Origin of the sequence: Fictibacillus iocasae (assembly GCF_042665465.1) — a bacterium.
Classification (GTDB): domain Bacteria; phylum Bacillota; class Bacilli; order Bacillales; family Fictibacillaceae; genus Fictibacillus; species Fictibacillus iocasae.
Genome location: NZ_JBHTCP010000009.1, coordinates 28297 through 51873 on the forward strand (window position 1 = coordinate 28297; position 23577 = coordinate 51873).

Sequence of the window (23577 nt, forward strand, 5' to 3'; positions counted from 1 at the left end):
CAGCATTACTTTTTGTTCAACCCTTTTTTGTTCAGAAAATCCTTCATAAATGTTCGTTTCGGTACTTCCATCGCAGCCATCATGTGGCTGACCCAGCCGGCCGTTCTCTTTCCGTCCGTGCGCTCAGCATAATATGCGGCCGTTTCCTGCTCATACCTCTGCAGCTCGTTTTTGAGCTCATCGTCACTTTTATAGGTGTTATGATGAAAAACTGCATTCATTGGAAGTCTTGGTTTCGTTCCAGGGTTCGCAGCCGGCACGCCGACAGCAAGACCGAATAACGGTACTACATGATCAGGGCATTTCAGCAGATCTGACACTTCCTGTATGTTATTGCGGATTCCGCCGATATACACGATGCCAAGGCCGAGGGATTCCGCTGCCACCGCCATGTTCTGTGCGGCAAGCGCAGCGTCCGCCGTTCCGACGATGAACCCTTCCATTGATTGAACCGTCGCTGTAATATCAGCGCCTGTCATGACGCTTGATAGCATATGACGGTGATAATCGAGGCAGAACACAAAGAAATAGCCGTTTTCCGCTACATAGTCCTGCCCTCCTGCTAACACCGCAAGCTTCTTTTTCATCTCGCTGTCTTCGACTCCGATGATTGAATACACTTGCTGATAGCTTGAAGTGGAAGCAGCCTGCGCGCATTTCACGAGCGTTTCTACCGTCTTCTGATCGAGCGTCTCGTTTTTAAACTTTCGGATCGACCGGTGTGAAAGAATCGTTTCAATGGTTTGGTTCATGTGTACCGCCTCCATTATTGTTTTTCTATAATCTAGCATAACGGGTTTCCCTTTTCACCTGAATGGGCTCAAGTGCCATGCAAAGAAAATGGCCTCGTTATCGTCCCAAGGCCACTTTGTTCACTATTTTATCTTTTCTATCGATACTTTCCCTGAAAAGAAGACGGCACCCCCGCCCATGTCTGCGATGCGGTCAGGAGTGAGCGTATTGACAAGGCGTTTGCTGTCTTGATCGTTCTCCCATAGCCCTTGGGTGACAGCTACTCCCTGCAGGACACTGTCACCGACGTCCGCTTTTAGCCACACTTCTCCCTGAGCGTTCCAGACCCGTACTTGTTCCCCGTCACGGATGTTGAGCATTTCGGCATCCAGGCGGTGCAGGACGATGAGCGGTTCTTTTTCTAATGATGTGTGTTTGGACTGGTTAGCAAAGGTTGAATTCATAAAGTTATGGTTCGGCGCCGCAATAAATTGAAAGTGATGGTCCGCCTCTTCTTGTAAGGGTATATACGTCGGCAGCGGCGGATATCCATCCTTCTTCATTCTTTCGGAGTACAGCTCAATTTTCCCGCTCGGAGTCGGCAGCACTTTTGGAAAGGACGCATTCGCTTTAACATATTGATGTTTTGCTAACGTTTCATAGTTGATATCTTTCAAGTAAGGATTTTGCGGGTTTTCGAGCGATTGCGTGATCATCTCTTCTTCTGTCTCATCGAAAGCCGATTCAGCAAAGCCCATTCCTTTCGCCAGCATCCTGAAAACGTCAACGTTTGATTTGGCTTCAAAGTATGGCTCAATCACAGGCTGCTGCAGCTGGACATAATGATGCCAGTACGACGTGTAGAAATCTATGTTTTCAAAGGATGACGTCGCAGGCAGTACAATGTCTGCGTATTTGGCTGTTTCCGTCATAAACAGATCATGGACGACCGTGAACAAGTCATCCCTCAGCAATCCTTTTTTCACCTTTTGTGAAGATGGCGCGACAACGGCTGGATTGGTGCCGTACACATACAGTGATTTTACCGGTGGCTCCAGTGACAGCAAGGCTTCACCAAGACGATTCATATTGATCATGCGAGTGTTTGGATCTTTTAACAGTTCTGGGCGCTGCAGGGCATCTGTATTGTATGCCAAGTACGCCGAGTTTCCTTTTATTGCCCCTCCGCCCTTTTCATTCCACTGCCCTGTTAGTGCAGGAAGGCAGGAAATCGTCCGGACGAACATACCGCCGTTGTCATGATGCTGCGGTCCGTTCCCGATGCGGATAAAAGAAGGCGACGTCGTGCCGTACATTCTGGCGAGCCGGACGATATCCTCTGCCGGGACGCCGGTAATGATTGATACCGTATGCGGGTCATATTGCACCACATGCTCACGCAGGGCATCATAGCCGACCGTAAATTCCCTTAAGAAGGCTTCGTCCGTCATGTTCTCAGAAAAAAGCACATGCATGACGCCGAGCGCGAGAGCCGTATCTGTACCTGGCAAAATAGGGATGAACCAGTCTGCCAGTTTGGCGGTTTTGTTTTGATGCACGTCGATGACGACTATCTTAGCGCCGTGCTGCTTACGGGCTTGCTGAGCAATCGTTGCTTGGTGCATATTCGTGCTCACCGCATTGATGCCCCAGAAGATAAAGAGCTTTGATTGTATTGTATCTTCCGGATCCACCCCAAAGCTTGCGCCCATCGTGTACTTGTAGCCTACAGCACCTGCCGCGTTGCAGATGCTTCGATCAAGCTGAGAAGCTCCTAAACGATTGAAAAAACGACGATCCATTCCTTCAGCGCTCAGGTTGCCCATGTTTCCGTAAAAGCTGTACGGCAGGATGCTTTCTGGTCCGTCACTTTGCAGCAGACTTTTCCAGCGTGTGATGATTGTATCAACGGCCTCGTCCCAGCTGATGCGGACGAATTGCCCTTCGCCTTTCGCTCCCGCTCTCTTCATCGGATATTTCAGCCGCTTTTCATCATATATACGATCTGCCATATGCCGGACCTTGTTGCAAATAAACCCCTTCGTTACAGGGTGATCTCGATCACCCTCAATCTTCGTGATTTTTCCGTCTCGTTTATGTACGATCAGTCCGCATTGATCGGGACAGTCCAACGAACAGACAGAATGAAAACGGCCATTAGAACGATCTACAAAAGAGGACATAGATGGTCTCCTTTCCAATTAAAATGAACCGTGAAATTTGCTAGTTAATAAAATCGTAGCATAGATCAATTAATGACACGAATGAAAAAACACCCTGGTATTTAAATTCACATACCTGAGTGTTTTGCGCTTTTCATTCTACTTTACAAGATTGCTGACCGAATAATCTACGCCTCGATTAAAATCAAACGCTTTATGCAATTCCTGCTGCCGCATAGCTAAATCAGGATAAGGCATAGCCGTTATCGAGATTTTATCGAATTTTTGCCGAAAGTGGTCGCCTTTTTTCATTTTCCTTAGAGCACCTAAATAATCATCATTCAGGGCCCAAACGACTCGTTTTATATCCGCCAAGATTAAAGCACCTGAACACATCGGACACGGTTCTACCGATGTATACAGCGTGCACGTCTGGCGATACATAGGATCCATTAATAACGATCCCGCTTTCCGTATTACATCCATTTCTGCATGACACGTAGGATCAAGATGAGTAAATACGCGGTTCCGGCCTCTGCCAATGATCTTTCCATCACCATCCACTAAAACGGCGCCTATAGGATAGGTACCTTCATTAAACGATAGCTCCGCTTCTTCGAGTGCCAGCTCCAAAAAATATCGGTCCAGATTCATCCTCTTCTCCAGTCTGCATTAACTTTCTTTGCAACTTAAGTTTTCTTTTGTACCAATTTAAGCATTTTTTCTACTTAAACCCTTAACGACCCTCGGAACCCTCTTGCCGCGTAATAGGAATCTGCTCCATTGTGATAAACGAAAACAGTGTCATAGCGGCAGTCACAAAAAAGAGCTCCGCCAAGTTTTCTAATGTTTTCAGGTGTTTTGATCCAGCTGGATGTTTTCAGATCGAATTTTCCTAAACTCTGAAGCTCGCGGTATTCTACCTCTGATAAAAGCTCGATGCCCATTTCTGCAGCCATTTTCATCGCGCTATTTTCAGGTTTATGTTTTTTTCTTGATTCTAGTGCCGCTTGGTCGTAGCATAAGCTTCTCCGGCCTTTCGGGCTTTCTGCTGAACAATCATAAAATAAGTATTCACCCGTCTTTTCGTCTCGACCTACAACATCAGGCTCCCCTTCCGTCGTTTCCATGAGATGGAGCGACCATAGCTTTTCAGCATCGTTTTCCAGCTTTTCTTGCACGTTCTCCCATTCCATTCCTTCATGGCGGTGCCTATTTTTCTCAAAACGATTTTTCAACGTGTTAAGTATCGTTTCTCGGTCCTCTATAGACAGGACCTTATTCATTGTTTTCATCTACAATCCTCCCATTACAGCTCTATATGCTATTAAGCTAGCTTTCATCGCTGGCTAACTAGTTGTTTGTAACCCAAGCTTTTGATCCAGTTCGTATTTCTGACGCAGGTGGTGGCGAAAATGCATCCCAACAAGCGCAAGCCATTCCTGTGCATTCAGCCAGCCAAATCCACCATGCTTTTCTTTGATGTTCGGGTTAATATCTACTGCTTTCACTTCCCATACTTTCATTCTATCCATCAGTTTATCAAGCTCAAATGTAATTTCCTCTTTGCTTTTGGTATTATCGGGCGGGCCGTCAAGATCAGGCGGTAATTTAATTTTCACCGGCGGAAAACAGCCGATATTAAACAAATAGTCACCAAACTCCGTCTTACCCTTATTCTGTTCTTCCACGGCGTTCGCACAGCTCTCCACACAATCCACATACTCATGAGCCACGACAATAAGATGGTCATACATTTGACATATCGACCACACTCCAACTTCAGGAATATGTCTTAGTTGCTCTTGAGAGTACTGTTGCAAAAAATGCTTGTAGGTTTCAATCAACGTAATGTCACTCATGTGAGATATCCTCCACTGTAATTTTCATACAACAACTCATGATTTTTTAAAATAATGAACGGGTTGAAGTAGCTCATGCACAAGAAGATCATAATCAGCTCTTCTCTACTACTAAATTGTAAAGCATCTATTTCGACAACGGTTAATCCGAGCAATTCTTTTTTTGCTGTACTCTTTATTTCAATAAAACAACACCATTCTCCTTTAAAGAACAACGCGCCTTATTTTCTGTCATGCGTTCATTTTAATCATCTTCATTATGCGGACCTAGTTCTGACAGATTTCCACCGCGTATAAAACCAAAGAGCAAGAGAAAAGCCCCGCAATTCGCAGGGCCGTGGCTGAAATCTTAAATTTTAAAATGGTGAATCATATCAGACAGAGCCTGTGAAGCATCGTTCAATTCCTCAGCTGATTGTGTCACAGATGCAAGCGCACGGACTTGTTCTTCAGAGGATGCACTCACTTCCTCACTTGCAGCAGCTGATTGTTCTGCTACCGCTGCTATGCTTTGAATGGAAGCGACCACTTCATCCTTGTAATTATTAATCACTTCTACCTCACTCGTAATCTGGTGAATGGACTTGACCATATGACTCATCGTATCAGCAATCTCGCTGAAGGCGCGCTCTGTATCTTCTACCGTAGTGTTTTGCTCATCAGCAATTTGCTTTGTTTGTTCCATTTCTTTTACAGCCAGAGCCGATTCCACTCCAATGCCAGTGATGGTCTGTCTTACTTTTTCAGCAGCTACCGCTGATTGTTCGGCCAATTTTCTCACTTCATCAGCAACAACCGCGAATCCTCTTCCGCTCTCACCTGCTCTAGCTGCTTCAATGCTTGCATTTAATGCTAATAAGTTGGTTTGATCAGAGATCTCAGCAATTGATTTCGTAACCTCTTGAATTTCTTCCGTTTTTATTGCTAATCCTGCAATCACTTTTTCTATATGTTGAAGCACCTTATTGCTCTCGCTTGTTTTTTCGCGAAGGGCGTGCATTTGCGATAGACCCTTGTTATTTGCGTTTTCAGCTAGTACAGATAGTCGAACCATCTGCTCTGTCTGTTCGTTTACCTTTTCAATTTGAGATGACAAATCCATGGTTCTCCGGTTCGTTTCGTCTGCGTCTTCTGCCTGGCTGCTTGCACCAGTTGCGATTTCCGCCACAGCTCTGGAAACTTCTTCACTTGCCGCAATCGTTTCTTCCGATACCGCACTTAGATTAGAAGTAGATTCGTTAACCGTATCAACAGATTGCATGACCGACTTTATGAGCCCTCTCATATGCTCTACCATTTCGTTAAAATGATGGGTAAGAGCTCCTACTTCATCCTTGGATTTCGTTCCAACAGAAACCGTAAGATCTCCTTCAGCTACAAGCTGCACTTGTCTTTGCAAATGTTGGATTGGCGTTGAGATGCTCTTTGCAAGGAAATAAGTGACCACTAATGCAATAACTACTGAAACAGAAGCGAAGATTAAAATCATTTGAAATAACTGCTGAGCATCCTTCAAGAGCTCTTTCTTTTCATAGACAAAGCCTAGTTTCCATTCCGTCTGGCCAATTGTCGTATAATAAAGTTCATGCTCTACTTTCTTATTTTCGAATGAAAGACTACCTCTATCATCGTTAGACATCGTTTTTACGAAAGATTTATCATGTAAGCTTTTTCCTTGCTCTTTTGGATGGACAAGCGCCATTCCTTTTTTATCAAGCAGGATAGGAAAGCCATTATATCCCACTTCTGTTTGATTAATCATTTTTGTCAGGCCTGCCAGGCTTAAATCAAGTCCCACCACGCCTAAAACGGTCTTAGTCTCTGGATCTAGAACCGATTTGGCGACTGTAACAACATATTCACCTGAACTCGCATCTTTATAAGGCTCCGTCCACATTAGCTTTTCAGGCGATTGAATGGCTGTCTGGTACCAAGGGCGTCCTGTAGGGTCAAACCCTTCTGGAAGTTCCAATGCCGGTGACGTTTTGAACTGTTTTGTTTGTGCTCCTATATAAAGAACAGCTGCATTTTTGTTTAACGTTAAAAAATGCTTAAAGTCTTGGTCGACTACAGGCCAAGACTCATTTAATCCTTTAGCTTCATCTTTTTTTAATATTTTCAAGTAATCAATAATCCTGCTGTCCTGGCTATAGCGTTCAATCGACCCACCGAAAGATTGAAGATATAATTCAGTGGAAGCTTTCACATCCTGCGCTAGACCCGTTGATTGTTCTTTCACATTTTTCTCCAACTGATTTTTTGTTTGAAAATAGGAGAACAATGATGCAGAGATGAGTGCAGCCGCCACTAATACACTGACTGACAGCATGATTTTTGTTTGAATCTTTTTAAACATAAAGTACCCTCCTTAAATTTACCCCATTCTCTTATCGGCAAATTCTTGGATACTTAAATCAATCATGAATGAAATGAGGAATAAGTCAGGTATAAAGGACCATGCTTATAGGAAGAACTCTTCATATATTTCAATTTTCTTGTATTTAAATTTTCCATTTTTATACGTTAGAGGTTAATAATCAAGTCCGTAAACCCTCTTCCTTACAGACAGTGGTTCCTTTTTTGACGCCTTCATGGTGTACATGTTATGGTCTGCCATTTTTATCAGCTCAACTAAATCTTTAGATTGACTAGGAAAGATGGCAGAACCTATGGACGCTCCTATAGAAATACCTATTTCTCTTTTGAGGGAATGCAGGGCTTGATCAATACGGTTTATAATAGCGACCATATCTTTGTCCTCTTTAATCAGCCCGATTAGAAGAAACTCATCCCCTCCCCATCGAGCAATAATATCACTTTTCCTTGTTGATCCAATTAACGCACGACTAATTTGAGTTAAGACTAAATCACCCTTTAAATGACCAAACCTGTCATTTATGCTCTTGAAATTATCACAGTCAATAAGAATGACAAAAAGTTTATGATTGGATCGTAGTGCCATATTCGTATATTTTTCAAAAGAACGAACAATAAATCTGCGATTGTAAGTGCCAGTCAGTTCATCTTTTTCGGAATGAAATTTAGCTTTATCATATTGTTTGCCACACCAATAACCAATTAAGATTAATAAGGGAGTGGAATATAAGTCGAGGGCTTCAACTTTTGTATCTCGATAATAATAATAAAAGATATATATAAAGTGTAATCCAAGCATTCCTAGACTTCCGGTTATTCTTCCTATAAGCTGCACCTTTGGGCCACTCCTTACATTCCACCATACTTTTCCCTAATTATACCATGACTAAGATCTTATCTATGAATTATTTAAGTGTTCTTGTGTTTAAAAAATAACATTATTCGCATTAATGACTTTTCTTCAAGTATAGGCTGTTTTCGCAAACATTGTTGCTTTTGAAATTCGAGAAGTGGTAGATCTCCTTCAACTTATCAATGAAGCACAGTGTATCGCAACAAACTCTGAGAAAAGAGCCATAAAAAAAGCCCTGGTATATGACTATACCAGGACTTTTCGAGCATTATCCGATCGAACCTTCCATCTCAAACTTGATGAGGCGGTTCATTTCAACTGCATATTCCATTGGAAGTTCTTTCGTGAATGGCTCGATGAAGCCCATTACGATCATTTCTGTCGCTTCCTGCTCAGAAACACCGCGGCTCATGAGGTAGAAGAGCTGGTCTTCCGATACTTTGGAAACAGTTGCTTCGTGCTCAAGAGTGATGTTGTTGTTCAGGATCTCATTGTATGGAATCGTGTCAGACGTTGACTCGTTATCCATGATGAGCGTGTCACACTTGATGTTCGCTTTTGATCCGTCAGAACGGCGTCCGAAGTGAGCGATACCTCGGTATGTCACCTTTCCGCCGTGCTTTGAAATCGACTTCGAAACGATCGTCGATGAGCAGTCAGGTGCAAGGTGAAGTACCTTCGCGCCAGCATCCTGGTGCTGTCCTTTGCCTGCGATCGCGATAGAAAGGATCGTACCTTTCGCTCCGCGGCCTTTCATGACAACCGCTGGATATTTCATTGTCAGACGGGAGCCGATGTTGCCATCGATCCATTCCATCGTCGCGTTCTCTTCTGCAACCGCACGCTTTGTAACGAGGTTGTAGATATTGTTCGCCCAGTTCTGGATCGTCGTGTAGCGGCAGTATGCGTTCTTTTTAACGATGATCTCAACAACCGCACTGTGCAGAGAGTTCGTTGAGTAAACAGGTGCTGTACAGCCTTCTACATAGTGTACAGAGCTGTCTTCGTCCGCGATGATAAGCGTACGCTCGAACTGACCCATGTTTTCAGAGTTGATTCGGAAGTATGCCTGCAGCGGAGTGTCACATTTAATGCCTTTTGGCACATAGATGAACGATCCGCCCGACCATACTGCTGAGTTCAATGCTGCAAACTTGTTGTCAGTAGGAGGAATGATCGTGCCGAAATGCTCGCGGAAGATTTCCTCATGCTCTTTAAGTGCTGTATCTGTATCTGTGAAAAGAATGCCAAGATCAGACAAGTCTTCTTTCATGTTGTGGTATACCACTTCTGATTCGTACTGAGCAGATACACCTGCCAAGTACTTTTGCTCTGCTTCAGGGATTCCTAGCTTATCGAATGTTGCTTTGATTTCGGCCGGAACTTCATCCCAAGATTTTTCAGACTTCTCGGACGGCTTAACGTAGTACGTGATGTCGTCAAAGTTCAAGTCGTTCAAGTCTCCGCCCCATTGAGGCATCGGCATTTTGTAGAACTGCTCAAGCGACTTTAAGCGGAAATCAAGCATCCACTGCGGCTCGCTCTTCATACGTGAAATTTCTTCCACGATTTCTTTTGTCAACCCGCGCTTAGAGCGGAAGATCGACACGTCTTTATCTCGAAAGCCGTATTTATATTCACCAATATCAGGCATTTTCTTCGCCATGACACAATCCCCTCCTTAAAGGAATGGTTCTTATTGAAGCTTATTCGTCAGCTTCATCTTTCTTTCCAACACCCTGCTCCATCGCTTTCCACGCGAGCGTGGCGCACTTGATGCGGGCAGGAAACTTCGAAACGCCTTGCAGCGCTTCAATATCGCCTAAATCAAAGTTTTCTTCATCATACTCTTTACCGAGCATCATGCTATAAAAAATCGTGGCTAACTTCATCGCATCCTCGACACTAAGACCTTTAACCGCCTGTGTCATCATAGAAGCTGAGGCAAGAGAAATCGAGCAGCCTTCACCGTCGAACTTCGCTTGCTGTATCTTGCCATCTTCCACTTTCAAATGAAGCTGGATGCGGTCGCCGCATGTCGGGTTATTCATGTTGATCGTAACGGAACCATCGGTGATTTCACCCTTATTACGGGGATTCTTATAATGGTCCATGATCACCTGACGGTAAAGCTGGTCCAAATTAGAAGACATGGCCGAAATACTCCTTTGTCATCGTTAATCCCTTCACGAACGTGTCAATCTCGTCTTTCGTGTTGTAAAGGTAAAAACTTGCTCGTGCGGTCGCCGTCGCGTTCAGCCATTTCATGAGCGGCTGGGCGCAATGGTGGCCGGCGCGGACAGCAATTCCTTCCGCATCAAGAACAGTCGCCACATCGTGCGGATGTACCTCATCAAGGTTGAACGTGACAAGGCCGGCGCGGTGCTTCGGACCATAAATCACGAGTCCCTCAATTTCACTCATGCGCTCCATTGCATACTGTGCAAGCTCATGCTCGTGCTGCTGAATCGCATCCAGACCGACTTCTGTCAAAAAGTCGATGGCTGCTCCAAGACCGATCGCTCCTGCGATGATCGGCGTGCCTCCTTCAAACTTCCACGGAAGCTCTTTCCATGTCGATTCCTGCAATCCGACAAAATCGATCATCTCGCCGCCGAACTCGATCGGCTCCATCTTATTCAGCAGGGCCTTCTTACCGTAGAGGACTCCGATTCCTGTCGGTCCGCACATTTTATGAGCGGAGAATGCGAAGAAGTCGCAATCCAGGTCTTGCACGTCGATCTTCATATGCGGTGTGCTCTGAGCTCCATCCACGACCATCACGGCGCCGTTTTTATGGGCGATCTCTGCAATCTCCTTGATCGGGTTGATCACGCCTAGAACGTTTGATACATGCATAACAGAAACAATTTTCGTGTTTGCTGTCACCGTGTTTTCTACATCGTCAAGCGAGATCGAGCCGTCCGGCTGAAGCGGGATATATTTTAATGTGGCTCCTGTAACACGTGCTGCTTGCTGCCATGGAATGATGTTGCTGTGATGCTCCATAGGTGTGATGACGATCTCGTCGCCTTCTTTCAAGTTGGCAAGACCATAACTGCTTGCCACCGTGTTGATGGCGGTCGTCGTCCCGCGCATGAATATGATTTCCTGTGTCGACTTGGCATTAATGAAGCGGCGGACCTTTTCGCGCGCCCCTTCATAGCCGTCTGTCGCCTTCGTGCCGAGCGTATGGACGCCTCGGTGAACGTTGGAATTATATTCGCGGTAATATTTATCGAGCGCTTCAATGACTTGAACCGGTTTCTGGGAAGTTGCCGCACTGTCAAGATACACGAGCGGCTTCCCATTGACCTCCTGGTTCAAAATCGGGAACAGCTGTCTTAGTTCCGAAGCGTTCATTATCGAACTTTCCTTTCAATAACCTCGACTAAACGTTTTTTCACCGACTCAAGCGGCATTTCGTTTACAACAGGTGCAAGGAAACCGTGAATGATCAAGCGCTCTGCTTCCGCTTTCGGGATGCCGCGGCTCATCAGATAGAACATTTGGATCGGATCAATACGGCCGACAGAAGCTGCGTGTCCTGCTGTAACGTCATCTTCATCGATCAATAGGATCGGGTTCGCGTCACCGCGGGCCTTTTCGCTAAGCATTAGCACACGCTCTGTCTGCTCCCCGTGTGACTTTGTTGCGCCATGCTCGATCTTTGTGATGCCGTTAAAGATAGAGCTTGCGCTGTCCTTCATCACGCCATGAGTGAGGATATAGCCTTCAGAATGTTTTCCGTGGTTGAAGATTTGTGCCACGAAGTTCTGCTTCTGGTCGCCGCGTCCGATCGTCACTGTCTTCGTATCTGTGAACGATCCGTCTCCGATAAGGTGCGTCGTGTTGTCTGAAACCGTGTTGCCATCGTTAAACTGGCCGAGCGCCCATTCGATGCGTGCATCACGCTCTGCACGGCCGCGGCGGTTCACGTAGCTTGTCATGCCTTTCGCAAAATTATCCACTGCTCCGTATACGATTTTAGAACCAGCTCCTGCAAACACTTCACTAACAGCGCTCGCTACAGATGCTGTATCATTGTTTTGCGAAAGGAAGTTTTCCACGTATGTGACAGAGCTGTTGTCTTCTGCTGCAACGATCACAGAGTTAAAGAGCCCTGCTTCGTTGTCGTTATTGAAGAATACCGCTTGGAAAGGTGTTTCAAGTTCTACGTTTTTAGGTACATATAAAAACGCTCCGCTCGTGAACAAAGCGGTATGAAGAGCTGTCAGACGGTGTTCGTCAACCGCTACTGCCTTCATGAAGTATTTTTGTACAAGCTCGCTATGTTCTGTAACCGCTGTTGCGATATCGGTAAAAATAACGCCCTTGGATTTCGCTTCTTCACCAATCGCAGAAAATACTGGTGTTCCGTTTAATACAACGATCGTGTTTACCGCGTCACTTTCAGAACCGATCAATTCTTTCACTTCTTCAGGCAGCTCAGAAAACGAAAGAGCAGAGCCAGAAGTTTCATGCTTATACTCTGTAAAGTTCCAATTGTCGATCTTCGTCTTATCAGGCTTTGGCATCGGAAGCTCGTTCGCGAGCTCCAATGCACGCAGACGAAGCTCCAGCAGCCAGGCAGGCTCTTGTCTGCTGCCTGAAAATTGGGTTACGTAGTCCTTATCAAATCGCAGGCTCGTTTCAACTGACATGTTTAATCCCCCTTGCTTGCTTAAGCTTCTTGTCCGACAGTTTCGTCTTTGATTCCTAGTTCTTCCTTGATCCAGTCATAGCCTTCTGCCTCTAAGCGCTGTGCGAGTTCAGGACCGCCTGATTTTACGATGCGGCCTTGCATCATCACGTGAACTTTATCAGGCGTGATGTAGTTAAGAAGACGCTGGTAGTGAGTGATGATCAAGCATCCGAAATCCGGGCTTCTCATGTCATTCACACCTTTAGCTACAACTTTGAGCGCATCGATATCAAGACCCGAATCGATTTCGTCCAAGATCGCGATTTTCGGCTCAAGCATCATCATTTGGAGAATTTCATTACGCTTCTTCTCTCCACCGGAGAACCCTTCGTTCAAGTAGCGGTGTGCGAATGCGTTATCCATCTCAAGTGTATCCATCTTCTTATCCAGTTCACGGATGAACTTCATAAGTGAGATTTCTTCGCCTTCTTCACGCTTAGCGTTGATCGCAGAGCGAAGGAAATCTGCATTCGTGATGCCGCTTACTTCTGACGGGTACTGCATCGCAAGGAATAGACCGGCTTTTGCACGCTCGTCAACTTCCATCTCCAGCAGATCTTCTCCATCAAAGGATACCTTTCCGCCTGTTACTTCATACTTCGGGTGACCCATGAGTGCTGCAGAAAGAGTCGATTTACCTGTTCCGTTCGGTCCCATGATCGCGTGGATTTCTCCACCGTTGATTTCAAGGTTAAGACCTTTAATGATTTCTTTATCTTCAATGGAAACGCGAAGATCTTCAATCTTTAAGTTTGGTGCTGACATAATACGACCTCCAATATATAAAATCTTAAGTATAGAAACAAAAGCAAAAAAATAAAGAATGAAATTCCCTTCATTCTCAATTTATTCTCATTCTAATTTTATAACAAATAGTATCTGTATTCAAGGAACGGGTTTTAATTTCCGATTTTTGCCGTATAACCTCTCTGGTGCTTTTTAGAAATCAAGAATGTGGCGCTCTCCGTTACAGGTGCACGCTTATCCTGAGGGATGAGCAGAAAATCATGAACGGCTCATGTTAGGCCTAGTTCACAGAGCCAATCATTCTAGATTTGCAGAAGGAGGCAAATTGAAAACAGCCAGCGGATTTTTCCGCTGGCTTTATTATCGTTCTGTTTTGATCTTATTCATGCATCTGCCGTGCTTTTTTGTATTCGTTGTCACGTTCTTTTTCCACTTCCAGGCGCTTATACAGATTTCTTTCATATTCGGAATAGCCGATCCCGTGGTTTTGATGCATCGCTTTCTCCATTTCTGATGTGTGCCTTACCTTTATGGTATGGATAACAGATCAGTCCTTTCAAATCGCTTTTTTTATCCTTTACACACGCTATGTTAACACCGTTTGATAGATCGGACAATCGTTGTCAGGCATTTTTTTTAACTATTTTCAAGGTGTATAAAGTGGATAATGTTGTTCTTCTTTTACATTCCTTAAAATACGTTCATATGCTTAGTTTTACTTCTTTATACTAGAATCACCCATAAAAGGACGGTCGTTAGGATGGCTGTTATCCCTTGCAGCAATGTCGCCGTCGTCTGGGCTTTGTATGCATCTGTCACTTTCATCCCGCTGAATTGAGTGACGACCCAAAAGTAGCTGTCGTTCACATGACTCACCGTCATCGCTCCTGCCCCAACTGCCATCACAACGAGAGTGAGAGGAACGGCACCTTCAATACCGAGAACCGGAAGAAGAGGTGCAATGAGAGAAGATGTAATAACAAGTGCCGCCGTTGATGAACCTTGAGCCGTTTTTAATGCCGCAGCAATAGCAAACGCAATCAGCAAGAAGGCGATGCCCCCTGTTTCTCCCCCATCCGCTATTTTTTGAATATAATCCGCAACAGGAGTCGCTTTAATGATGCCCCCGAACGCTCCGCCCGCTCCTGTTATTAAAAGGATGCCCGCTGCATCTTTAATCGCTTCATTGATCCATCCTGTCAGTGTTTCTTCATTAAAGGCGGGAAGAAGTGAAAATGATACAAGCACACCAATAATCAGCGCGACGACCGGCTGTCCAATGAATAAGAAGAAGTCAGCTGCCCAAGATTTCCATTCTAAAAACGAAAGAAAAGAACTGAGTCCGATTAACAGGATCGGGATTACGATCGGCGCGAATGATTTAAACGTCGAAGGCATTTTTCCGAACCCGGCAATTACTTCATCATAGCTTGCCTGTTCTTCGTCCTCACCTTCTACGGAAATCGTCGATCCAGCTTTCAATGCCCAAAGATAACCGACAATGATACAAGGAATTGAAACAATGAGACCTAGTAATATCACAGTGCCAAGGTAATCACTTGCTCCTAAATTTCCGGCAGCAGCGATAGGGCCAGGTGTAGGCGGTACAAGAACGTGTGTCGCATACAGCCCTGTGGCCAGAGCGATGGACATGGAGGCAATGGTCACCTTCGCACGTTTAGCCAGTGATTTTTTTAGCGAGGATAAGATCACATAACCGGAGTCGCAAAAAACAGGTACACTTACGACCGCACCGATGAGTGACATGGCGAGCTGGGGCCTTTTTTCGCCTACAAGCCTAAGTACAACTTCAGCCATCCTGAAAGCGGCTCCCGACTTTTCTAAAATGGTACCTATAATGGTTCCGCAGACGATTACGATTCCTATATATCCCATCAATCCGCCAAAACCGTTGTTTAATGATTCAATAATCGTTTTAAATGGCAGGCCTGCCGCGATCCCTACAATAAACGAAGCAAAAAGCAGCGATAAAAAGGGATGAAGCTTCCATTTCGCTGTCGCAACGACAATGAAAATAACACCAACCAAGATAACGAGAATAAGACCTATTCCTGTCATGAACGTTTCCACTCCTTGTTTTTCAAAATAAAGTTAGCAAGATTCAATGATTGGTGATGAAGGTTCAGTTCGGCTCGTGACAGGCACTCTTCTAAATCTTCTGGTTTGTGAACGGTTGAAAAGCATCCGTCAAAATAGCTTAGAAGCTCCTGCCACCCATCTCCAAGCGCCCCAGATAAGAGAATGCACGGTATTCCTTTTTCTTTTGCCATTTCTGCGATATAAAATGGCACCTTACCAAACAGCGTCTGTCTGTCACTCTGCCCTTCTCCTGTAATGACGAGATCGGCCCCTATCAATGCCTCGCTCAATTTGACAGCTTGTCCCACAACATGTGCACCAAGCTTCATCTTCCCGCCAAGACACAGCAAAGCAAAACCTAGCCCTCCTGCCGCACCAGCACCAGGCAACTCTTTGACTGAAACGTTGAACGCCTTTTCGAGCAAGGTGCTATACCTGTTCATCCCCTCATCAATTGTAGTAATGTCATCTTTCGTTACACCTTTTTGAGGTCCAAATACAGCCGTTGCACCGTTTGGGCCGCAAAGCGGGTTTTGCACATCGTTAGCGATAATGAACGTGCAATCATTCAATCTTACATCCAGTTCAGCAAGCGTTACCTTTGCTGCTTGAATAACAGAGCACACCCCTGGTACAAGCTGTGTCCCGCTGCTATTAAAGAACTGCGCACCTAACGCCTGCAGCATCCCCATGCCGCCATCGTTGGTGGCACTGCCGCCAAGCCCTATAAGAAAAGTCCGGTACCCTTGATCGAGCATTGCTTTAATGGCTTCTCCTACACCATAAGAAGTAGCGAGAATCGGGTTTCGTTTTTCCTTCGGGATCAGGTTAAGGCCAGCGATTGCAGCCGTTTCAATAACAGCCGTTCGCTCATCTCCTAGTACTCCCGTATGTGCTTCTGCCGTCACACCATCAGGACGCATAAGATTAAGTTGTAAACGCTTACCTTTCGTTGCATAAAGCAACGCATCAAGCGTCCCTTCTCCTCCATCTGCCATGGGGAGTTCTATGAACTCAGAATCCTTCAGCACCTTCTGAAACGAGTTTCTCATGATAGATGCTGCGTGAACGGCAGAAAGTGTTCCTTTAAATGAATCAGGAGCCATGACGATTTTCATTTAAATCCACTTCCTTTGATTAAGTTATCATTCATACTAAACTGCTGAACCATTCCACACAATAGACAGATGCCCAAAGAAAACATGGAAAATGATCATATTTTCAGACAATTGCACAATGGTATACTGCAGTGGATTATTTGATCTTTAATTTATGTACAGAAAGCAGAAGTGAAAGGATGACAGCATCTTGAAATAGATTCGGGTTTAAGCCTATTCTGTCTTTTATTTTCTCTAGTCGGTAAAGCAGCGTATTGCGGTGAATGAATAATGATTCGGCTGTTTCCTTGACGTTAAAATTTTTCTCAAAAAAAGTGGTGCAAGTCTCTATAGAAACGATATCCAGCTCTTTAATCCTACTCCCATAAATATCCCAATAATCTTCAATCCATCGATCAGAAATTTCTGTCGTCAGTCTGTGAATGCCAAAATCCTGAATATGAAAAATGCAGCCACTTAGATCCAGCTTCCTTCGCAGCTCAAGGCTTTTCTTCGCCTGCTCAAAAGACACCTTATAACCAGACGCACCGCATCGAGGAAAACCTACGCCTATTGTGATAGATTCACCGTGTGAGTCCGCATGGTGAAGGATCAAATTTTCAATCGTCCGATCTCCGCTTTCGAACTTGTTTTCATTCCGCACTCCGAGAACAAGGAGACGTTCATGTAAAAAGGCAGAAAAGTGAACAGGAATATGCTTTATTAAAAGAGCGGCGAGGCGGCTTCTTCTTTCTCGAACATGACGATAACTCTCACCTGCCTGATCAAACTCTATCAGGATAATGCTACACTTGCTTGAGGTGTTGATTTGAAAATGGGTGAGGGCGTAGGAATCGAGTGATACATCCGTCTCCGATCTTCCATACATGACATCTTGAACCCATAAAGAAAGACCGCGTTCATGCCACATCGTTTCTATGGCGCTGTGATGCTGTGCGATAAGAAGTTCAACCGCTGCTTTAGTGATCTGCATGACATTCACGAGTTTCTCTGGATGACCCGTCATCCCGATCACGCCAATATTCCTTCCGTTCTTTGTCAGTGGAAGATTCACGCCTTCTTTCGTTCCAGCAAAAGCGTCGGTATCATCAGGATATAAATAGAGCGGCTTATTGTTTCTTAATACATGAAGCGCTCCGCTATGTATGTTTCCGATACGAGAAGGATCAGAACTGGAGACGATGCGGCCTTCGATATTCATAATGTTGACAGAACAAGGCAGTAGACCGTTCAGTTTGTTTAATACCATATCGCCTAGCTGGGCTGTAATCTCCATCACCCAAACCCCCTTTTCTATATTTTCGTCTATTGTGCCCATCTTTACAATGTCCGACAGTCAAAGGTCATTAAGAAAACACTATTCAAACCGGTTTTCATAAAAAATGAAAGTGCCCATTTTTGAGCTCAAAGTTATGAACGAGCCGCACGCGCTGCTGGCTATTTAAAGAAAACTTCTTACGCCATGGCTTTAAGTCAGCCTTAGTTGAACGTATCCTTTTTTCCTAAACTTATTGACTGCATCGTATTTCTCCTTTGTTAAAAAAAAGTTATACTTTCTTAAAGTAAAAAAAGAACCCGAAAGCAGGGTTCTTAATGTCTTGGTTTATTCAGCTCTTGTATACACTCCTGCACGAGTGTAACTCCTTGGCTCATCGCGGCTCCGCCGCCGAATGCTGCGGACACACCGACAGCTTCCAAAATTTCGTTTTCGCTGCAGCCTTGGTCTAGACAGCCTTTTGTATGATAAATGATGCAATATTCATCCTGTGAATAGATGCTGATTCCAAGCGCGATCAACTGCTTGTATTTTTCAGAAATCTCGCCTTCTTTAAAGCAATGACGGGTGAATTCGTTATATGCGTGTGTCAGTTCCGGCATGTTTTCGTTATACTTTCCGAGCCCTTCTTTATAGCGGATCAGATGAGATTGAGTCGAGTTGCTGCCAGGCATGCTGTGGTCTTGATGTTCCATTTTGTTGCCTCCTGTCAAAGAATTTAGACAGGATTAGTATGAGCCAGCATTAATGATTTAATTCTTCATTTGCTGCGGGAGGCAGACTGGTCACATAGGTTCCGGCTATCAAGTCATGCAGTGAGCGCTTGTCGGCTCTTGCTGCGACCATGATGGCACTGGCGATGAGTGCAGCACCAAATGTGATGCCATAGACCAGTCCTCCCACAAGGACCCGCAGTAGCATCGTTCCAACATTAACAGCAGATCCATCGGCTTTTACGATGCGAATGCCGGCTAGTTTTTTGCCCACTACATACCCGTGCCACCTGACAGGCAATAGGACGGCATAAAGCAGCGAGAGACCATTCACCCACCAAGTGTCTCCAGGGTTTGATGAATTCAAATCTCCAGTAACAAGATAAGACAGAAAAGCAAGCGGGATACCAATAATAAGGCCGTCGAGCAGTGCTGCTCCCAATCTGATCCAAAACCCAGCTGGTGATTTCATAAAGAACACCTCCTTTACTTACATATGTATGGACAGTCAAAATAAAAAAGAACAGCCCGTAATCACAGGCTGTTCTTTATAGGTTATTATTCGCTTACAGGCACGACGGCCCCTTTGTATTTCTCGTTAATAAAGTCTTGTATCTCTTTAGAACGAAGTACTTCTACAAGCGTCTTGATGCTTTTCTTGTCCTTATCACCCTCACGAACTGTGATGATATTGACGAATGGCGAGTCAGAATCTTCAAGCGCGATTGCATCCTTTTGCGGGTTTAATCCAGCATCGATCGCATAGTTGGTGTTGATGAGAATTGCGTCGCCTTCATTATTTTCATACGCTTTAGGAAGCAGACCAGCTTCTACATCCGCTTTGAACTTTAAGTTTTTCGGGTTCTCCACAACGTCTTTGATCTGTGCTTCTGTCCCTTTGCCTTCTTTTACTTTAATCAAGCCTTCTTTTTCAAGAAGACCAAGCATACGGCCATGGTCTGCAACAGAGTTGGACATGATGACGGTCGCACCTTCTGGAAGGTCTTTTAATGATTTGTACTTCTTAGAATAAATGCCGATCGGCTCGATGTGAATGCCGCCAGCGTTCTCGAACTTGTAGTCATGGTCTTTCATTTGCGACTCTAAGTAAGGCACGTGCTGGAAATAGTTCGCTGCGATTTCTTTTTCTGCAAGAGACTTATTAGGCATTACATAGTCCTGAAACGTCTTAATTTCAAGATCGATGCCTTTTTCCTTCAATAATGGTTTAGCTTCTTCAAGTATTTCAGCGTGAGGCACGTTCGAAGCACCTACCACTAGCTTATCGTCTTTTACTTCTCCGCTATCTTTGCCGCAAGCAGCAAGTGCTGCAGCCAGCATAGCAATGATTAAAACAGAAAGAATTCTTTTCATGATGTGATTTCCTCCTAAATGTTTACTTATCGTTTATCAAGACGGCGGGTCGCAAAGTCCCCGATGACTTGAATGACAAACACAATGACAAGAATTAAAACAGTCGTGACAAATGTTACATCCGTATTGTCTCGCTGGAACCCTTCAAGGAACGCCAATGTTCCGAGACCGCCAGCACCGACCACACCTGCCATAGCAGTATAGCTGACTAGCGCGATAGCTGTAACCGTTATGCCAGAAACAAGTGCAGGCATGCTTTCAGGAAGCAGTACTTTAAAAATGATCTGGCTGTTTGTCGCTCCCATAGAGCGCGCAGCCTCGATGACACCTTTATCGATTTCACGCAATCCGATCTCAACCATACGCGCATAAAACGGCGCTGCACCCACGATTAATGCGGGCAGTGCCGAAGAGGCACCCAGCATGGACCCGACTAGAATCTTCGTGAATGGGATTAATAAAATAATCAAGATAATAAATGGAATGGAACGGAAGATGTTCACGACCGCTGCAATCAGTCCATTAAGAAACGCGTTTTCCCAAAGGTTTCCCTTGCCTGTAAGAAACAATGCCAGCCCGAGAAAAAGTCCGAGCACAAATGTTGCCGCGACGGAAACAGCCGACATATAAAGTGTTTCAAGAGTTGCCGTAAGAATAGTATCCCACTGTACATTCGGAAATAAATCTTTAAGCATTATCAATCACCTCTACTTCTACTTGATGCTCATGAAGAAAGGCAACTGCTTGATCCACTGATTCCTGCTCGCCATCTAACTGAATGAACAATGAACCATATGGGCCATTTTGAGTCTGTGAAACCTTTCCTTGCAAAATATTAACGGAGAGATCAAATTTACGGATCAGCTGGGTGATGACCGGCTGTTCAGCGCTTCCACCAACGAAAGTTAAGCGGATGATCTTGCTCTCAGGAAACTCTTCTACCAAATGCTTAATCGTATCCACTGTTTCTTCCGGCTCTGTTACTTGTTTCACAAAATCCTTCGTAATATTTTGCGACGGATTTCTGAAAACACTTAGTACTTCACCTTGCTCGACCACTTTCCCGTTCTCCATCACCGCAACACGATGGCAAATTTTTCGAATAACGTGCATTTCGTGTGTGATGAGAACGATAGTAAGTCCCAGCTTCTGATTAATCTCTACTAGAAGATCCAAGATGCTTTCTGTCGTCTTCGGATCAAGTGCTGAAGTCGCTTCATCACACAGCAGGACTTTCGGATTGTTTGCCAGTGCTCTAGCGATGCCGACCCGCTGCTTCTGCCCCCCGCTCAGCTGTGACGGATAAGATCCGCCGCGGCCTTCAAGCCCGACAAGCTTGATGAGCTCATTGACTCGACTATCGATCTCGGCCTTGGACTTACCTGCAATTTCAAGAGGAAAAGCGATGTTTTCTTTAACGGTGCGTGACCATAATAAATTGAAATGCTGGAATATCATGCTGATTTCCTGACGAGCTTTTCTTAGTTCGCCAGCGGACAGATGAGACAATGATTTTCCTGCTACCGTCACGTTTCCGCTTGTTGGACGTTCCAGCATGTTAAGCATTCGAATAAGTGTACTCTTCCCCGCGCCACTATATCCGATGATGCCGAATATTTCTCCTTGTTGAACATGTAAGTCGACCGTGTCAACTGCGTTTACCTCACCATCTTTAGTGCGGAACACTTTTTTGACTGATTCTAATGTGATCACGGTATCATCCCCTGCCTTCTTTGCAAAAATAAAAATGCCCTCCTGCTTAAAATGAGCAGAAAGGCATAATATTATCTATGCACCTTCTTCTCATCTCCCAAAGTAAATTTCTTACTCTGCAGGAATTGGCACCTTTCCAGCATAATGCTGGCGGTTGCCGGGTTTCATCGGGCCAGTCCCTCCACCTCTCGCGATAAGAACAAGTTGTTCTTGTTTATTTAACTGTGTTGAATTGTAGCACCCATGCCGAATGATGTCAAACAATACGTGCCAATATCTTTATTTACTGAATAAAAGAGTACTTTTCAGCTCTTCCCACTGTGATGCCAGGAACAGAACAGCTTCCCATTTCAGCCTTTGCTTGAATGCTCCGTCAAATTCCAGCCGCCCGTCTTTCAGCATTTTGGATAGCTTTTCTTTCCCTTCAAACAAAAGGGACAGGTTCTCTGCTTCTCCTGAAATGGAAATTTTCATCGGAATCGTGTCTTCTTTATACCTGATGATCACCTTGGTCTCACTTTCCATAAAGAATAAAGGGCGCTCTTTAATTCCGAACAATGGCAAATATGGACTCTTAGCAATTTGGTTCTCCCAGCACGATGCATTCAACATGAAAAATCCCCCCAAACCGTTATAACACCGATTTCGGGGAACGCTATGGTTATCCCTGCCAAAAGCCTTCGACAGCGGGCATCTTTCGTACCCTATCATCTGACAGATTTTTCTTTACGCTTTTCTTTCCCCTTCCCTTTGTGTACATGGTTCTTTTCACTGCGTTTTATTGTAGAAGTCTGGACAGGCCCTCTTACTTTGATTTTGACAACTGACTTCTTTTGCAGATTTTTGTCCTTTTTTTGCTTGTTTTGCTTGTTTTGCAAAGGAAATCTTTCTGCATGCTGCTTAAATTCGCGCACCTTTTGCTTTTCAGTGGATGTTTGAAATTTTATCGCATTCGTTCTTTTTGGTGTTTCCTTTTTAACTGAAACAGGAATCTCGACCTCTTCAGCTCTTACCACTTCACGTTTCTTTACCCGTGCAGCCTCTGTTTTCAACTGAGTGACAGTCATTTTTTCAGCTTGTCTGACCGTTATTTTATGGTTTTTCTTTTTTGCATGTAAATAAAGCGTGAACTTTCCGGCGGTAATCCCTTTTTTCTTGGCTTCGTTTCTCGTTTTTATAGGAGCAGAGGCAAAGGATACGGCCAAATGATGGCGTTCCTTTGTTTTCTCCGCGATAGCTTTCACTGATCGTTCAATCTTTTCGTTTGCAGCAGAGGAGGCATCCTTCGTTTTAGCGGCGGTGATCATCAGTTCACGATTAGGAGCTAGATAACCCTCGCGCTCAAAATCCATCATCAGTTCTTCGGCAAACTGTGACAGTGTATAGCCTTTCACATCGCCGATGCGTTTGACCGCTTCTTCTGCATCCGTATTAAGTGCAGTTACAGAAAGAATGCGTAAATCTTGATCGACGGCAGCTTCCAGACTTGGATTTACGTCAAAACTGATATAAGCCGCGACTGTTTCAGCGCGGCTTAATGGCATAGAGCCATGATATAAAATAAAGGTTAAAACGGCTGCTAGCGATATAGAGAACGATGGAAAAAGAAATTGATAACGGTATGGATCACGAAAGAAATCAAATGCATATTCGTGTCCAAGTTTAGGATTTTTGCCTTTTGGGATACGATAAGTGACAAAAGTGCCCTCTTTCGTCAACAAAACAGCTTTTCCCTTTGATATTTCCATCACAATGCCGGTTTTCATGGTAATCCCTCCCGCAAGTCGCAGGATCCGCTTCGATATTCATGTTCGGTGCTCTAGAATAGCCCCATCACTTCAACCGA

23 protein-coding genes and 1 riboswitch are annotated in these 23577 nt (G+C 44.7%); all 23 genes read right to left on the bottom strand.

All coding sequences use genetic code 11. The features are described 5' to 3' along the window. Positions 1–5 precede the first annotated feature (5 nt). The gene (nfsA, locus tag ACFQPF_RS04315; RefSeq protein WP_379746923.1) at positions 6–752 is read right to left on the bottom strand and encodes an oxygen-insensitive NADPH nitroreductase; all 747 of its coding nucleotides are present in this window, start codon (positions 750–752) and stop codon (positions 6–8) included. A gap of 123 nt (positions 753–875) precedes the next feature. After that, positions 876–2915 (bottom strand): molybdopterin-dependent oxidoreductase, encoded by a 2040-nt coding sequence (locus ACFQPF_RS04320; protein ID WP_379746925.1) that lies wholly within the window; start codon positions 2913–2915, stop codon positions 876–878. A gap of 138 nt (positions 2916–3053) precedes the next feature. After that, the gene (locus tag ACFQPF_RS04325; RefSeq protein ID WP_379746927.1) at positions 3054–3548 is read right to left on the bottom strand and encodes a nucleoside deaminase; all 495 of its coding nucleotides are present in this window, start codon (positions 3546–3548) and stop codon (positions 3054–3056) included. 74 nt (positions 3549–3622) lie between these two features. Beyond that, entirely contained in the window at positions 3623–4189 is a 567-nt protein-coding gene (locus ACFQPF_RS04330) for a DUF4256 domain-containing protein (RefSeq protein ID WP_379746929.1), read from the bottom strand. Between the two features lie 54 nt (positions 4190–4243). Next, complete coding sequence (locus ACFQPF_RS04335) at positions 4244–4756, bottom strand: DinB family protein (protein ID WP_379746931.1); 513 nt, start codon at positions 4754–4756, stop codon at positions 4244–4246. Between the two features lie 349 nt (positions 4757–5105). Further along, entirely contained in the window at positions 5106–7112 is a 2007-nt protein-coding gene (locus ACFQPF_RS04340) for a methyl-accepting chemotaxis protein (protein WP_379746933.1), read from the bottom strand. Positions 7113–7286: 174 nt separating this feature from the next. After that, complete coding sequence (locus ACFQPF_RS04345; protein WP_379746935.1) at positions 7287–7967, bottom strand: GGDEF domain-containing protein; 681 nt, start codon at positions 7965–7967, stop codon at positions 7287–7289. 286 nt (positions 7968–8253) lie between these two features. After that, the gene (gene sufB, locus ACFQPF_RS04350) at positions 8254–9651 is read right to left on the bottom strand and encodes a Fe-S cluster assembly protein SufB (RefSeq protein ID WP_379746937.1); all 1398 of its coding nucleotides are present in this window, start codon (positions 9649–9651) and stop codon (positions 8254–8256) included. Between the two features lie 40 nt (positions 9652–9691). Then, positions 9692–10138 carry a Fe-S cluster assembly sulfur transfer protein SufU gene (gene sufU, locus ACFQPF_RS04355; RefSeq protein WP_379746939.1) on the bottom strand — a complete coding sequence of 149 codons (447 nt, stop codon included), beginning with the start codon at positions 10136–10138 and terminating at the stop codon, positions 9692–9694. Next, positions 10128–11348: a cysteine desulfurase gene (locus tag ACFQPF_RS04360; protein WP_379746941.1), complete on the bottom strand. Its 1221-nt coding sequence runs from the start codon at positions 11346–11348 to the stop codon at positions 10128–10130. Before ACFQPF_RS04360 ends, sufU begins: the two co-directional genes overlap by 11 nt. Beyond that, complete coding sequence (gene sufD, locus ACFQPF_RS04365; protein WP_379746943.1) at positions 11348–12649, bottom strand: Fe-S cluster assembly protein SufD; 1302 nt, start codon at positions 12647–12649, stop codon at positions 11348–11350. Before sufD ends, ACFQPF_RS04360 begins: the two co-directional genes overlap by 1 nt. Before the next feature lie 20 nt (positions 12650–12669). Beyond that, positions 12670–13455 carry a Fe-S cluster assembly ATPase SufC gene (sufC, locus tag ACFQPF_RS04370; RefSeq protein WP_379746945.1) on the bottom strand — a complete coding sequence of 262 codons (786 nt, stop codon included), beginning with the start codon at positions 13453–13455 and terminating at the stop codon, positions 12670–12672. A gap of 361 nt (positions 13456–13816) precedes the next feature. Continuing rightward, positions 13817–13933: a YuzK family famiily protein gene (locus ACFQPF_RS18520; protein WP_486599201.1), complete on the bottom strand. Its 117-nt coding sequence runs from the start codon at positions 13931–13933 to the stop codon at positions 13817–13819. 227 nt (positions 13934–14160) lie between these two features. Next, positions 14161–15516: a GntP family permease gene (locus ACFQPF_RS04375; RefSeq protein ID WP_379746947.1), complete on the bottom strand. Its 1356-nt coding sequence runs from the start codon at positions 15514–15516 to the stop codon at positions 14161–14163. Beyond that, positions 15513–16655 (bottom strand): glycerate kinase, encoded by a 1143-nt coding sequence (locus tag ACFQPF_RS04380; RefSeq protein ID WP_379746949.1) that lies wholly within the window; start codon positions 16653–16655, stop codon positions 15513–15515. The genes ACFQPF_RS04375 and ACFQPF_RS04380 overlap by 4 nt, the downstream gene beginning before the upstream one ends. A gap of 136 nt (positions 16656–16791) precedes the next feature. Next, positions 16792–17931 (bottom strand): CdaR family transcriptional regulator, encoded by a 1140-nt coding sequence (locus ACFQPF_RS04385; RefSeq protein WP_379746951.1) that lies wholly within the window; start codon positions 17929–17931, stop codon positions 16792–16794. 314 nt (positions 17932–18245) lie between these two features. After that, entirely contained in the window at positions 18246–18626 is a 381-nt protein-coding gene (locus ACFQPF_RS04390) for a carboxymuconolactone decarboxylase family protein (RefSeq protein ID WP_379746953.1), read from the bottom strand. Between the two features lie 49 nt (positions 18627–18675). Continuing rightward, complete coding sequence (locus tag ACFQPF_RS04395) at positions 18676–19116, bottom strand: RDD family protein (RefSeq protein WP_379746955.1); 441 nt, start codon at positions 19114–19116, stop codon at positions 18676–18678. Between the two features lie 86 nt (positions 19117–19202). Continuing rightward, the gene (gene metQ, locus ACFQPF_RS04400) at positions 19203–20018 is read right to left on the bottom strand and encodes a methionine ABC transporter substrate-binding lipoprotein MetQ (protein ID WP_379746957.1); all 816 of its coding nucleotides are present in this window, start codon (positions 20016–20018) and stop codon (positions 19203–19205) included. A 26-nt stretch (positions 20019–20044) separates the two neighbouring features. Continuing rightward, the gene (locus ACFQPF_RS04405) at positions 20045–20713 is read right to left on the bottom strand and encodes a methionine ABC transporter permease (RefSeq protein ID WP_379746959.1); all 669 of its coding nucleotides are present in this window, start codon (positions 20711–20713) and stop codon (positions 20045–20047) included. Then, the gene (locus ACFQPF_RS04410) at positions 20706–21731 is read right to left on the bottom strand and encodes a methionine ABC transporter ATP-binding protein (RefSeq protein WP_379746961.1); all 1026 of its coding nucleotides are present in this window, start codon (positions 21729–21731) and stop codon (positions 20706–20708) included. Before ACFQPF_RS04410 ends, ACFQPF_RS04405 begins: the two co-directional genes overlap by 8 nt. Before the next feature lie 87 nt (positions 21732–21818). Further along, positions 21819–21931: riboswitch (SAM riboswitch) on the bottom strand. A 79-nt stretch (positions 21932–22010) separates the two neighbouring features. Then, positions 22011–22343: a hypothetical protein gene (locus ACFQPF_RS04415; protein ID WP_379746963.1), complete on the bottom strand. Its 333-nt coding sequence runs from the start codon at positions 22341–22343 to the stop codon at positions 22011–22013. Between the two features lie 95 nt (positions 22344–22438). Continuing rightward, on the bottom strand, positions 22439–23497 hold the full coding sequence (locus ACFQPF_RS04420; protein WP_379746965.1) for an anti-sigma-I factor RsgI family protein: 1059 nt from the start codon (positions 23495–23497) through the stop codon (positions 22439–22441). Positions 23498–23577 lie beyond the last annotated feature (80 nt).

Excerpts from the sequence above, each read along its gene's own strand:
- nfsA (WP_379746923.1), bottom strand. The coding sequence starts at position 752 with ATGAACCAAACCATTGAAACGATTCTTTCACACCGGTCGATCCGAAAG.
- ACFQPF_RS04320 (WP_379746925.1), bottom strand. The coding sequence starts at position 2,915 with ATGTCCTCTTTTGTAGATCGTTCTAATGGCCGTTTTCATTCTGTCTGT.
- ACFQPF_RS04325 (WP_379746927.1), bottom strand. The coding sequence starts at position 3,548 with ATGAATCTGGACCGATATTTTTTGGAGCTGGCACTCGAAGAAGCGGAG.
- ACFQPF_RS04330 (WP_379746929.1), bottom strand. The coding sequence starts at position 4,189 with ATGAAAACAATGAATAAGGTCCTGTCTATAGAGGACCGAGAAACGATA.
- ACFQPF_RS04335 (WP_379746931.1), bottom strand. The coding sequence starts at position 4,756 with ATGAGTGACATTACGTTGATTGAAACCTACAAGCATTTTTTGCAACAG.
- ACFQPF_RS04340 (WP_379746933.1), bottom strand. The coding sequence starts at position 7,112 with ATGTTTAAAAAGATTCAAACAAAAATCATGCTGTCAGTCAGTGTATTA.
- sufB (WP_379746937.1), bottom strand. The coding sequence starts at position 9,651 with ATGGCGAAGAAAATGCCTGATATTGGTGAATATAAATACGGCTTTCGA.
- sufU (WP_379746939.1), bottom strand. The coding sequence starts at position 10,138 with ATGTCTTCTAATTTGGACCAGCTTTACCGTCAGGTGATCATGGACCAT.
- ACFQPF_RS04360 (WP_379746941.1), bottom strand. The coding sequence starts at position 11,348 with ATGAACGCTTCGGAACTAAGACAGCTGTTCCCGATTTTGAACCAGGAG.
- sufD (WP_379746943.1), bottom strand. The coding sequence starts at position 12,649 with ATGTCAGTTGAAACGAGCCTGCGATTTGATAAGGACTACGTAACCCAA.
- sufC (WP_379746945.1), bottom strand. The coding sequence starts at position 13,455 with ATGTCAGCACCAAACTTAAAGATTGAAGATCTTCGCGTTTCCATTGAA.
- ACFQPF_RS18520 (WP_486599201.1), bottom strand. The coding sequence starts at position 13,933 with ATGCATCAAAACCACGGGATCGGCTATTCCGAATATGAAAGAAATCTG.
- ACFQPF_RS04375 (WP_379746947.1), bottom strand. The coding sequence starts at position 15,516 with ATGACAGGAATAGGTCTTATTCTCGTTATCTTGGTTGGTGTTATTTTC.
- ACFQPF_RS04380 (WP_379746949.1), bottom strand. The coding sequence starts at position 16,655 with ATGAAAATCGTCATGGCTCCTGATTCATTTAAAGGAACACTTTCTGCC.
- ACFQPF_RS04385 (WP_379746951.1), bottom strand. The coding sequence starts at position 17,931 with ATGGAGATTACAGCCCAGCTAGGCGATATGGTATTAAACAAACTGAAC.
- ACFQPF_RS04390 (WP_379746953.1), bottom strand. The coding sequence starts at position 18,626 with ATGGAACATCAAGACCACAGCATGCCTGGCAGCAACTCGACTCAATCT.
- ACFQPF_RS04395 (WP_379746955.1), bottom strand. The coding sequence starts at position 19,116 with ATGAAATCACCAGCTGGGTTTTGGATCAGATTGGGAGCAGCACTGCTC.
- metQ (WP_379746957.1), bottom strand. The coding sequence starts at position 20,018 with ATGAAAAGAATTCTTTCTGTTTTAATCATTGCTATGCTGGCTGCAGCA.
- ACFQPF_RS04405 (WP_379746959.1), bottom strand. The coding sequence starts at position 20,713 with ATGCTTAAAGATTTATTTCCGAATGTACAGTGGGATACTATTCTTACG.
- ACFQPF_RS04415 (WP_379746963.1), bottom strand. The coding sequence starts at position 22,343 with ATGTTGAATGCATCGTGCTGGGAGAACCAAATTGCTAAGAGTCCATAT.
- ACFQPF_RS04420 (WP_379746965.1), bottom strand. The coding sequence starts at position 23,497 with ATGAAAACCGGCATTGTGATGGAAATATCAAAGGGAAAAGCTGTTTTG.